This is a genomic window from Sporosarcina sp. P18a (assembly GCF_002743135.1).
GTDB lineage: Bacteria > Bacillota > Bacilli > Bacillales_A > Planococcaceae > Sporosarcina.
On record NZ_PDYQ01000001.1, the window covers coordinates 410,406 to 422,451 of the forward strand.

Below are 12,046 nucleotides of genomic sequence, written 5' to 3' on the forward strand. Positions count from 1 at the left end.
AAGAGTTTTTTGAGAAAAATTATTGTAGGTTCACGTAGAAGTAAGCTGGCATTGACTCAAACGAAATGGTTTATTGAACAAATGAAGCAAGCAGGTGCACCATTTGAATTTGAAGTAAAAGTGATTGTGACGAAAGGCGATCAAATCCTAGACGTCATGTTATCAAAAGTGGGCGGTAAAGGGTTATTCGTAAAAGAAATCCAGCAAGCATTATTTGATAAAGAAATTGATTTTGCCGTACATAGCATGAAAGATATGCCTGCGGTAATTCCAGATGGTTTGACAGTCGGCTGTATCCCTAAACGTGTGGATCCACGTGATGCTTACATCGCAAACGACCATGTTCGCTTCATGGATTTACCAATAGGAGCGGTTGTTGGAACATCCAGTCTTCGTCGTAGCTCACAACTATTGATGTTGCGCCCAGATATTGAAATTAAGTGGATTCGTGGAAATATTGATACACGTCTACGTAAGCTCCAAGATGGTGAATTTGATGCAATCCTCTTGGCTGCGGCAGGACTTAAGCGTATGGGCTGGGATGATAGCATCGTAACAGAATACCTATCGCTCGAAGATTGTATTCCAGCAGTAGGACAAGGTGCATTAGCGATTGAATGTCGTGAAGACGATACAGAATTACTAAATGAACTAGCGAAATTAACAGATGAGAGTACATGGATTGAGCTACAGGCTGAGCGCACGTTCCTTAATGAAATGGATGGTTCTTGTCAAGTACCAATCGGAGGATTTGCAAAGTTTGATGGTAATGAAGTGGAAATGACTGGTTTCATCGCGTCTCCGGATGCAATTCAAGTGTTCCGTGAAACGGTGAAAGGAACAGATCCTGTTGCAGTGGGTAAAGAAGTCAGTAAAATTTTACGTGACCAAGGTGCTGCTGAAGTAATCGAGAAAGTGAAGGCGGAAATGGATGCGTAACGCATTACCGTTAGCAGGAGAAACGGTTATTTTCACAGGAACACCAAAATCCACGGAAGCTGCCGAACTGGTGAAAAAGTACGGTGGCATTCCGGTTTCAATTCCACTAATTGAAGTGGGAGAAATACAAAAGAAGGCTGATCAGCAAAAATTGCAACAAGCAATGAAAGCTGATTGGCTCATTTTTACGAGCCAATCAGCAGTTGCTGCGTTCCGTGCAAAAATGTCGCGGTTCAATGTAACAGCAGATACGTTCAACGGAAAAGTGGCTGCAGTCGGAACTCGAACAGCGGCAGCGTTAGATCGACTCGGCTTTGCCGTGTCTTTCATTCCAAGCGTGTTTAGTGCAGATGTTTTCGTCAAACAGTTTAATCCGAAAGAGTCGGAACGATTACACGTGGTCTTTTTGAAAGGTACTCTTGCTGGTAGTTTGATTCGTGAGGAGTTGCCGTTTCATGTTTCAGAATGGACAGTCTATGAAACCAAAAGTGCAACGAGTGAAATAGATAAATTGTGTCGTTTTATACTTCATAAAAATCAAGTGTCCGTGTTGTTCGCAAGTCCGTCGGCGGTGGAAGTGTTCTCTTCACGTATTGCCCCGAAAACAACATGGTTTGGCTTTACGGTTTGCGCGATCGGTCATGTTACGGAACGTGCATTGTTAAAAGTGGGTGCGCCTGTTCACGTCAAGCCCAAAACGTATACATTAGTCGAGCTAGTCCATGAACTGGCCAAACGAAAGGGAGAGTTCACAAATGAGTCCAATAGAATTTAAGCGTCATCGTAGACTTCGTACACATCCTACCGTTCGAGCGATGGTTAGAGAGACAGAGATTAAAGCAGCGGATTTCATTTATCCTATCTTTGTTACAGAAGGCGAGAACGTGCGTAATCCAATCGCTTCTATGCCAGGAGTAGATCAATTTTCTATTGATTTATTATTAAAAGAAACGGACGAAGTCGTCGAATTAGGTATTTCATCTATTATTTTATTCGGTATACCTTCGGATAAAGATGCAACGGGCACTGAAGCATATGACGACGAAGGAATCATTCAACGTGCAACACGTGCGGTGAAAGAACGGCATCCGCAATTGGTCGTTGTAGCGGATACTTGTTTATGCGAGTATACAGACCACGGTCACTGTGGCGTTATTCACGACAATGATGTAGATAACGATGCCAGTCTCGTTCTGCTAGCGAAGACAGCAGTCAGTCAAGCAAAAGCAGGAGCGGATATTATTGCACCTTCGAATATGATGGATGGTTTTGTAGCGGTCATTCGTCAAGCGCTAGATGATGCAGGATTCCAAAACATTCCCATTATGTCGTATGCAGTTAAATATGCGTCTGCTTATTACGGTCCATTCCGTGAAGCGGCGCAATCCACACCACAATTTGGCGATCGTAAAACGTATCAAATGGATCCAGCAAATCGTATGGAAGCAATGCGTGAAGCGGAATCTGATATTCTAGAAGGCGCAGATTTCTTAATTGTTAAGCCAGCATTGTCTTATCTCGATATCATTCGCGACGTAAAAAATCATGTACTCCTACCTGTCGTGGCATATAACGTCAGTGGGGAATACGCAATGGTCAAAGCGGCTGCATTAAACGGCTGGGTAGATGAGAAGAAAATTGTGTTAGAAACATTAACAAGTATGAAGCGTGCAGGTGCAGATATCATCATGACATATCATGCAAAAGATGCAGCTCGCTGGTTGGAGGAGAAATAATATGGGACAAAAAACATATACGAAATCTGAAGAAGCGTTCAAAATAGCAGTGGATTTAATGCCAGGTGGCGTCAACTCACCAGTGCGTGCTTTCAAATCAGTTAATATGGATCCGATCTTTATGGAAAGTGGTAAAGGTGCGATCATTAAGGATATCGATGGCAATGAATATATTGACTACGTTCTATCTTGGGGTCCTCTAATCCTAGGACACACACATCCTGACGTAGTATCTGCCATGCAGAAGGTAGCTGAAACAGGTACAAGTTTCGGAGCGCCTACTCTTCTGGAAAATGAATTGGCAGAGCTTGTAATCGACCGTGTACCATCCATCGAGATGGTACGTATGGTGTCTTCTGGTACGGAAGCAACAATGAGTGCACTTCGTTTAGCACGTGGTTATACGAAGCGTAACAAGATCCTAAAATTCGAAGGTTGTTATCACGGGCATGCGGATTCCTTACTTATTAAGGCAGGTTCGGGTGTTGCTACATTAGGTTTGCCTGATAGCCCTGGAGTGCCTGAAACGATTGCACAAAACACGATCACGGTCCCGTATAACGATCTGGAAAGTGTTAAATTGGCTATTAAAGAATACGGAGACGATCTAGCTGCAATTATTGTAGAACCGGTTGCAGGAAACATGGGCGTTGTAGGACCGGATAGTGGCTTCCTTAAAGGCTTACGTGAGTTAACAGAAGAAAACGGTTCATTATTAATTTTCGATGAAGTCATGACTGGATTCCGTGTAGGGTATAAATGCGCACAAGGTCACTTCAATGTCAAACCCGACCTAACATGTCTTGGTAAAGTTATCGGTGGTGGACTGCCTGTAGGAGCATACGGCGGTTCTCGCGAGATTATGGAACATGTAGCGCCGGCGGGAACTATTTATCAAGCGGGTACACTGTCTGGTAACCCGTTAGCCATGACAGCGGGTATTGAAACGTTGAGGAAATTGACGCCGAAAACATACCAACACTTCATCAAGCTTGGCGATCAGTTGGAAGAAGGTTTCCGCGCAGCAGCGAAAGCTAATAATATTCCACATACCGTCAACCGTGCTGGTTCGATGATCGGGTTCTTCTTTACAGATCAACGCGTCAATAACTACGATAAAGCGAAAACATCTGATTTGAAACTGTTCGCAGAGTATTACCGTCTAATGGCAGAAGAAGGTATTTTCTTACCACCTTCCCAATTTGAAGGTATGTTCTTGTCAGCAGCCCACACAGAAGAGCATATCGCGAAGACTGTGGAAGCATTCCATACAGTGTTTGAGAAGTTGAAACGATAATCTTGAAGCGTCAAGCAGATTTTATTGCTTGGCGCTTTTTTATGTTCATTTTTTATGATGATGGCGCGGTCTTGGCGAGGATTCGCGCGGTTTTCAGATGTTATGGCGCGGTCTTCGGGCTCAATAGCGCGGTGTACGCTGGCTTTTGCGCGGTATGCTGTCCTTTTGGCGCGGTGCTAGGCTTTAATAGCGCGGTTGCGATCGTTTCATTCCCATTCACATTCCACATTATACTTCACTTCTAAATTCCTTTATTTCTTCATATAGTAGCCTGAGTTAAGAAAAGGAGTGAAGCGAAAATGACGACGCATCAATGGACATTGCAAGAGTCTTTTTATTTCCCTGTGGAGTACGGGGCATTTGCCAAATCGGCTGAGGTAAAAGTGACGCCAGGGTTTACGGAAGAACGTACGGAAGATGCAATCCGTTTGCAAGGGATCTATCATATCGCGGCAAACGTTGTATTTGATGCAGACAAGCAAGTAGAATTGGCAACTGAAGATGTATTAGTCATTCATGACGTGGAAGTAGAAAACAATAAAGGATATTTTGAATATGCTGTGCCTTTGAATGTTGATCTACCAGTAGAACTCGATGGCGACTTGCAACTGGAAGTGCGAGATATTAAATCTTCATCACAGGAAGACGGGGGATTGAAACTGGAGTGGACCGTTCACTTGAAACAGGAAGAGCCTGTACAAGAACCGGTTGTAATCGAAGAAGAGCCTGCAGCACCACAGTTCGTAGCTGCCTCGACATCTCATTTAGAATTTCTTGCAAATGCTGATCGTGCGGTTGAACAAGTAAATAATGAAATGGAAGACTTTCTCTTATACATCGCCGAGATGGATGACGATATAACGAGAAAGATCTTCCACTCAAATAATGTTTTTGTAGAAGCAGAAGGACAAAGCAGCGAGTAAGCAAAATACTAAAAAATCGCCAGTGGTCGGGATAAGTAGTAATCGAATCAATTGAAACACGGTGATCGGGATGATACAGCCTTTACAGTAAAATCTTGTTTTCCGAAGCCACGGCGGCAACAGATAGGGATTATAACCTTTTCGCATCGTTCACCATCCTTTCTCTATAGACTACTATTCAGTTGACGGACTCTACATGTTTCGCTTATAATAATGTGTATATGAATATAAATGCGAAGAGTAGGAAAGTACATGTGAACCGTTTTCTTTAGAGAGGGTACGATTGGTGGAACGTACCTGGAAACCGCATATGGAAGTCCCCTATGAGCAGTTTCTGTGAAATATGAGTAGCAGGAACCGGTGAAGACCGTTACCAAATCATGAAGATGTAATGCTTTTTGCGTTCATAAATAAAGGTGGTACCACGAGCTCCTTCGTCCTTTTACCGGGATGAGTGGGGCTTTTTTGTATCCCTTTTTATTTGAAGGAGGAAATGAAATGACTGACGAATTGACGATGCCGACCAAATACGATCCGCAGGCAGTAGAAAAAGGACGTTATGAATGGTGGCTTGAAGGTAAGTATTTTGAATCGAATGTAAAAAGCGAGAAAGAACCGTATACAATTGTGATCCCACCACCGAACGTCACCGGAAAGCTTCACTTAGGACACGCATGGGATACGACTTTGCAAGATATGCTCATCCGCATGAAGCGTATGCAAGGGTATGACGCACTGTGGTTGCCGGGAATGGACCACGCAGGAATCGCGACACAGGCGAGAGTAGAAGAAAAACTTCGCGCTGATGGTAAAACGCGTTATGATCTTGGACGCGAAAACTTTGTACAAGAAACATGGAAATGGAAAGAAGAATACGCGAGCCATATCCGTGCACAATGGGCGAAGCTTGGTCTGGCTCTTGACTACTCACAAGAGCGCTTTACTTTGGATGAAGGATTGTCAAAAGCAGTACGTGAAGTATTTGTCAAGTTGTATGAGAAAAAGCTGATCTATCGCGGAGAGTATATCATCAACTGGGACCCTGCAACGAAAACAGCGATATCTGATATCGAAGTGATTCATAAAGATGTGCAAGGTGCATTCTATCATATGCGCTACCCATTGGCAGATGGCACAGACTCGATTGAAATAGCGACAACACGTCCTGAAACGATGCTTGGTGATACAGCTGTTGCAGTTCACCCGGATGACGAACGCTACCAGCATTTGATCGGCAAGATGGTTAAATTGCCAATCGTAGGACGCGAAATTCCGATCGTAGCGGATGACTACGTAGAAATGGATTTCGGAAGCGGTGCAGTGAAAATTACACCAGCGCATGACCCGAATGACTTTGAAATAGGTAACCGTCATAACTTGCCCCGTGTGCTCGTCATGAATGAAGATGGCACGATGAATAAATTAGCAGGCAAGTACGAAGGCATGGATCGTTTCGAATGCCGTAAACAAATCGTCAAAGACTTACAAGAGATGAATGTGCTATTTGAAATTGAAGACCATATGCACTCTGTCGGACACTCGGAACGAAGTGGCGCAGTAGTGGAGCCGTATTTATCTACACAATGGTTCGTCAATATGCAGCCACTTGCCGAGCAAGCAATCAATCTGCAGAAAAATGAAGAAGAAAAAGTGACGTTTGTTCCTGAACGTTTCGAGAAAACCTACTTGGGTTGGATGGAAAATGTCCACGACTGGTGTATTTCCCGTCAACTATGGTGGGGCCATCGAATTCCGGCTTGGTATCACAACACAACAGGTGAAGTCTATGTGGGTCAAGAAGCACCAGCCGATGAGGAAAATTGGACACAGGATAATGACGTACTAGATACTTGGTTCTCATCTGCTCTATGGCCGTTCTCGACTATGGGCTGGCCAGATGTTGATAGCGAAACGTTCAAAAAGTATTACCCAACAGATGCCCTTGTTACAGGATATGATATTATCTTCTTTTGGGTGTCCCGCATGATTTTCCAAGCTCTTGAATTCACGGAAGAGCGTCCATTCAAGGATGTCTTGATCCACGGATTAGTACGCGCGGAAGACGGGCGAAAAATGTCTAAATCTCTCGGTAACGGTGTAGATCCAATGGACGTAATTGAGCAGTACGGTGCAGACGCATTGCGTTATTTCTTGGCAACAGGTTCTTCACCAGGACAAGATCTACGTTACTCTACAGAAAAAGTAGAAGCGATCTGGAACTTTGCCAATAAAATTTGGAATGCTTCCCGTTTCGCGTTAATGAATATGGACGGCATGACGTATGAAGAAATCGATTTGTCAGGAAAGAAATCTGTTGCAGATGCATGGATTTTAACTCGTCTGAATGAAACGATTGAATCAGTAACTAGCTTGGCTGACCGGTATGAGTTCGGTGAAATGGGCCGCGCGTTATATAACTTCATCTGGGATGATTTCTGTGACTGGTATATCGAAATGGCGAAATTGCCACTATACGGTGAAGACGAAGCAGCGAAAAAAATGACACGTTCGGTTCTTGCGCATGTTTTAGATCAGACGATGCGTTTATTGCACCCATTGATGCCTTTCATTACGGAAGAGATCTGGCAGAACCTTCCCCATGAAGGTGAGTCGATTACAGTAGCACAGTGGCCTGAAGTGGATGTGGCTATGATGGATAAGTCGCGCGCTTCGGATATGAAATTATTGATGGATATTATCAAATCCGTACGTAATATCCGTGCAGAAGTGAATACACCGATGAGTCGTAAAGTCGATTTGTATATTTCTGCGAAAGACGAGAAGACAGTGGCGGTACTTGAAGAGAACCGTAACTATCTTGTGCGATTCTGTAATCCTGAAACATTAACAATTGGTGTGAAGGTGAATGCGCCAGGCAAAACGATGTCAGCAGTTGTGACGGGTGCAGAGCTGTACTTGCCACTTGAAGGATTGATTGATATAGACGAAGAGTTGGCTCGTTTGACGAAGGAACTTGGCAAGTGGCAAGGTGAAGTGAAGCGGGTTCAAGGCAAGTTGTCGAATGAACGTTTTACTGCGAAAGCACCTGAGTCAGTTGTTGAGGAAGAGCGTGCCAAAGAGAAGGATTATTTGGAGAAGTACGCGGCGGTTGAGCGTCGTATTGCTGAACTGAAGGAGATTTAACGTGGTGTAAAGATAGTTAAAGCCCATTTGACAGTGTGATGCTGTTGAATGGGTTTTTTGTATTGGAATTAGTGAAGATGATGGTGAAAGGAGCGGGGATTTCCGTTTCGGAGGGGGCGCTTTCCTAGAGGGCCCGCGGTGAGCCAACCAGTCGCAAGCTCCCTTGGTTGTCTCACCTGATCGGGCTGATCCTCTGGGATTCGCCCCCACCTCCACTTCAATCCCTACATTTTGTGGGAGAGAAGAAATAGTTAAAACCCAAACCAAAATCAAAGTCAAATTTTTCTACGCTAAAATAATCTCAGCAAAATCTAATAATACCCTATGTATAGTATTACTAGATAGTTATGGGTATAATTGTATTCACAATATTTAGAATTGATGTAGGGAGATGTAAATGGATTTTTTTGTTCGCGAGATGGTGGAAACGGATATTGAGAAAGTACGAGATATTGCAATGGAAAGTTGGCATGCTACGTATGCGGCGATTATTCCCCGGGAGATACAGGATGATTTTCTTCGGGTGGCGTATAGTGACGAGATGCTGAAGAAGCGTTTGGAAAGTTCACATATGTGAGTTGCGGAGACTGCGGGTAAAGTTGCTGGATTTGTTGATTTTTCCCCTGCGGATGAGACAGGCAGAGTGGAACTGCGCGCGATATATTTTTATCCCGATGAACAGCGGAAAGGTATGGGGACAGCGTTGTTAAAGAGGGGTATGGATGGGCTTACGAACCCAACGGAAATTATGGTGGAAGTGGAGAAAGAAAATAGCATAGGACGGCAGTTTTATGAAGCGAAAGGATTTAAAGTGGTTAAAGAATTTGATGAGGATTTCGCAGGGCATCTAATGAAGACAGTTCAGATGGTGCTAGTCATTTGATTGAAAGGGGTATGAAGGTTGTTGAGACGGATCATATGGATTGCAGTGAATCTACTTACGGGTGTATTCGTAATACTAAATAGTGTAGTAGGTTATGCAATCAGCGGTATGGGGGAAGGTTCCACCAATAATGCCATGATACTTGGATTAGCAGCTGTTTGGGCAATTGGTCTCATCTTGCAATTGATGAAAAAGGGACGGGCTATCGGATTAATCATCACATTCATTCCTGTAGGGTTCATTGTTTATATATATATCAAGGCTTCTATGATGTAATACAAATCGGAATCAGAACTGAAAGTCGGGAGGTATACGATGAGGCGTTTCGTGTTTATTTTATTGTTGCTGCTTTTATCATGTGCATTGTCGGCTTGTACTGGCAGCCCCTGGGAGCAAGAAGGTGGATATTTAACGAAGAAACAAGTGTTGAAACAAGATTCGAATGCTGATTTGTTGGAGTATGACGGCAAGGTGTATAAAACCAATATTGACTGGACTGAAGTTGAGAAGTTGACTAAAGGAGACAAGCTTGGTGTGGTTTCTAGAGGCATGGCAACGCATATCCCTGACGGAGCTGAGATCTTTGCGTCAAATGAACGCGATGATGTGTTAATTGTGGACTATATGCAAGTGGAGAAAAGGTATTTATTGCAAATAGGTGAGTAAGGATGCGATTTCCCCTGAGATTTGCAGCGCAAATACATTACAGCGGAAAGATAAAGGAATTTGGAGAGTGAAGTATGGAAGAAAATATTTTCGTAAACGAGGATGCCACGATGTTTAGATCGACCGCTATCAAGTGATGTATGAAAACAGGAAAGTTCAACATGGTCAGGAAGGACAATCAAAAGGAGGCTCCATATGCTGAAAAAACCTACTACACTTCAACGGGGAGATACAGTCGCGACGGTAAGTCCATCATGGGGAGGTGCGGGTGAACCGGAGCTTAAGTGGCGTTATGAACAAGGTGTAAAAAGACTGAAGGAAGTCTTTGGATTAACGGTAGTTCCGATGCCAAACAGTTTAAAGGGAGCCGCCTATCTTTATCAGAATCCTAAAGCGCGTGCTGAAGATCTGATGACGGCATTTCGCGACCCTTCTATTAAAGCGATTTTTGCGAATATCGGGGGAGAAGACAGTATTCGATTGCTTCCTTATATAGACTTCACCGTAATACAAAACAATCCAAAGATATTCGTCGGGTATTCTGATATCACGATATCTCATTTATTTTGCCATAAGGCGGGTATTTCTTCATTTTATGGACCAGCTATTTTAACGGACTTCGCCGAAAATGTGGAGATGGATCCTTATACGATTGATATGGTGAATCGGACCCTCTTTTCGAATAAAATAATCGGTGAGATTCAACCTGCCGAAAGTTGGACAAGTGAGCGGTTAGAATGGATTGAACCGAATAAACATACACGTCGTACGATGAATCAGAATGCGGGTTATGAGTTGCTTCAAGGTTCCGGTACTGTAAAAGGCAGACTAATCGGTGGCTGTATTGAAGTGTTAGAGTTTGCGAAAGGGACGGAACTTTGGCCGGATACAGAGTACTGGAATGATAGTATTCTGTTCTTTGAAACGTCTGAAGAAAAACCTGCTCCTAGTTTAATTCGATATTGGTTGAGAAATTATGCCGCGCAAGGAATATTGCAAAAAGCGAAGGGGATTATCTTTGGGAAACCGCAAGATGAGAAATATTATGAGGAATATAAAGTCGAAATTCTTAAAGTGATGAAAGAATATCAGTTGGATCAGCTGCCTATTTTGTATAATTTGAACTTCGGTCATACGGAACCTAAATGCATTTTACCATATGGAGCGTTGGCGAAAATAGATTGTGTACGAAGGACGTTTTCTATTGTAGAGAGTGGCGTTGAGTAAAACAATTAATAAAGGAGGAGTTTATAATTTTTACGGATCGGCAGTTATTGATGTTCATCGAAGGGGAAATTATGGGGGATACTTTTCCTTATGATAGCGATGATGAACAGGAAGTCTTGGCACATATCAAACGGTTATTTTATCGAATCTGTCGTATCCACAATGTGGTCTGCGAAGCGGAATGGGATCATTTCGGTAGTGGCTATACTTCCTTTGTGGAATTTTTTTGTTATCGGAAAGAAGATTATATAACTGTGGAAGAAAAGAATGGAATGCGTGAGATAGAGATAAAAGGTATTATACTTGATTTAAGTCGTCTAGCATCAGTTGCTATAATGGGTGAAGATGTAAGGTATAGAACAATTCGGGTAGAGACGGCTGAGGAAGTGAGTGGTGGACATGGTTCAATACTTGATACACCTACTTCGCTAGCTGTCAGTGAGGAATTGGAAACACTAGCAACAGAATTACAGAAAGCTTTACAAGAGTTTAATTACAAATTATTAGCTGCAAATGAGATGAGTATGCCACTATCGTTTAAAACGAAAATTCCAACGATTTACCGAAATGAGCGACAATATCTAGTCTTGGATGCGATCTTTTATTGGGAAGATTAATAAAGGTAGGGAGGAAGCATATGAGAGTAGAGGTACATGAATACAACAGGAACTGGTCAGAATGGTTTAAAATAGAATCGGAAAAAATCTCCGCTGTTTTTGAAGATGAATTAGTTCATATTCATCACATTGGTAGTACGTCTGTTGAAGGTCTATCAGCAAAACCCATTATCGATATAATGCCTGTGGTGAAGAATATTGAAAAGATTGACGCGTTGACAACTCGAATGAATGAAATCGGTTATGAAGCGCTTGGTGAATTCGGAATTGAAGGAAGACGTTACTTTAGAAAAGGTGAACATATTCGAACACATCAAATCCATGTGTTTCAAGAGGATAATCAATACGATATTTCTCGGCATTTAGCTGTTAGAAATTATCTTCGCGTTCATCCTGAGGAGAGTAAACTCTATGGTGACTTAAAGAAGAAACTAGCTAGCATATTCCCTGACGACTTAAAATCCTATATAGAAGGAAAAAATCTGTTTGTGAAGGAATTGGAGCGAAAAGCGCTAAGTTGGTACGATACAAAAGAGTGATGTTTAGAAGGAAAACTGAAAAATAGAGAGGTGTTAAGGATATTCGTGAAGTTAGGGATCGTAGTATTTTCAACA

12 protein-coding genes, 1 pseudogene and 1 other annotated feature are annotated in these 12,046 nt (G+C 42.7%); all 13 genes and pseudogenes read left to right on the forward strand.

The window, feature by feature from the left end:
• Positions 1 to 9 precede the first annotated feature (9 nt).
• The 13 genes and pseudogenes from hemC to CSV75_RS02120 all read left to right on the forward strand — a co-directional run bounded on the left by hemC (position 10) and on the right by CSV75_RS02120 (position 11,971).
• A complete protein-coding gene (hemC, locus tag CSV75_RS02060) occupies positions 10 to 939 on the forward strand; it encodes a hydroxymethylbilane synthase (protein ID WP_099674541.1) in 930 nt (309 codons plus the stop codon).
• Complete coding sequence (locus CSV75_RS02065) at positions 932 to 1,714, forward strand: uroporphyrinogen-III synthase (RefSeq protein ID WP_099674542.1); 783 nt, start codon at positions 932 to 934, stop codon at positions 1,712 to 1,714. Before hemC ends, CSV75_RS02065 begins: the two co-directional genes overlap by 8 nt.
• Entirely contained in the window at positions 1,695 to 2,675 is a 981-nt protein-coding gene (gene hemB, locus CSV75_RS02070; RefSeq protein WP_099674543.1) for a porphobilinogen synthase, read from the forward strand. Before CSV75_RS02065 ends, hemB begins: the two co-directional genes overlap by 20 nt.
• A gap of 1 nt (position 2,676) precedes the next feature.
• Positions 2,677 to 3,972, forward strand: a complete 1,296-nt coding sequence (gene hemL / locus CSV75_RS02075; protein WP_099674544.1) for a glutamate-1-semialdehyde 2,1-aminomutase — start codon at positions 2,677 to 2,679, stop codon at positions 3,970 to 3,972.
• A 299-nt stretch (positions 3,973 to 4,271) separates the two neighbouring features.
• On the forward strand, positions 4,272 to 4,895 hold the full coding sequence (locus tag CSV75_RS02080; RefSeq protein ID WP_099672873.1) for a hypothetical protein: 624 nt from the start codon (positions 4,272 to 4,274) through the stop codon (positions 4,893 to 4,895).
• Between the two features lie 227 nt (positions 4,896 to 5,122).
• Positions 5,123 to 5,340: a binding site (T-box leader), on the forward strand.
• A 53-nt stretch (positions 5,341 to 5,393) separates the two neighbouring features.
• Complete coding sequence (locus CSV75_RS02090) at positions 5,394 to 8,039, forward strand: valine--tRNA ligase (protein ID WP_099674545.1); 2,646 nt, start codon at positions 5,394 to 5,396, stop codon at positions 8,037 to 8,039.
• A 397-nt stretch (positions 8,040 to 8,436) separates the two neighbouring features.
• The gene (locus CSV75_RS16730; protein WP_369825338.1) at positions 8,437 to 8,616 is read left to right on the forward strand and encodes a hypothetical protein; all 180 of its coding nucleotides are present in this window, start codon (positions 8,437 to 8,439) and stop codon (positions 8,614 to 8,616) included.
• Positions 8,617 to 8,628: 12 nt separating this feature from the next.
• Positions 8,629 to 8,922: pseudogene (locus CSV75_RS16735) on the forward strand (GNAT family N-acetyltransferase); the annotation flags it as partial.
• Between the two features lie 18 nt (positions 8,923 to 8,940).
• On the forward strand, positions 8,941 to 9,198 hold the full coding sequence (locus CSV75_RS02100; protein ID WP_099674546.1) for a hypothetical protein: 258 nt from the start codon (positions 8,941 to 8,943) through the stop codon (positions 9,196 to 9,198).
• Between the two features lie 39 nt (positions 9,199 to 9,237).
• The gene (locus tag CSV75_RS02105; RefSeq protein WP_099674547.1) at positions 9,238 to 9,588 is read left to right on the forward strand and encodes a hypothetical protein; all 351 of its coding nucleotides are present in this window, start codon (positions 9,238 to 9,240) and stop codon (positions 9,586 to 9,588) included.
• Positions 9,589 to 9,783: 195 nt separating this feature from the next.
• Positions 9,784 to 10,815 (forward strand): S66 family peptidase, encoded by a 1,032-nt coding sequence (locus tag CSV75_RS02110; RefSeq protein ID WP_099674548.1) that lies wholly within the window; start codon positions 9,784 to 9,786, stop codon positions 10,813 to 10,815.
• A 71-nt stretch (positions 10,816 to 10,886) separates the two neighbouring features.
• Positions 10,887 to 11,432: a hypothetical protein gene (locus tag CSV75_RS02115; protein WP_144034757.1), complete on the forward strand. Its 546-nt coding sequence runs from the start codon at positions 10,887 to 10,889 to the stop codon at positions 11,430 to 11,432.
• A gap of 20 nt (positions 11,433 to 11,452) precedes the next feature.
• On the forward strand, positions 11,453 to 11,971 hold the full coding sequence (locus CSV75_RS02120) for a GrpB family protein (protein ID WP_099674550.1): 519 nt from the start codon (positions 11,453 to 11,455) through the stop codon (positions 11,969 to 11,971).
• The last annotated feature ends 75 nt before the right edge of the window (positions 11,972 to 12,046 follow it).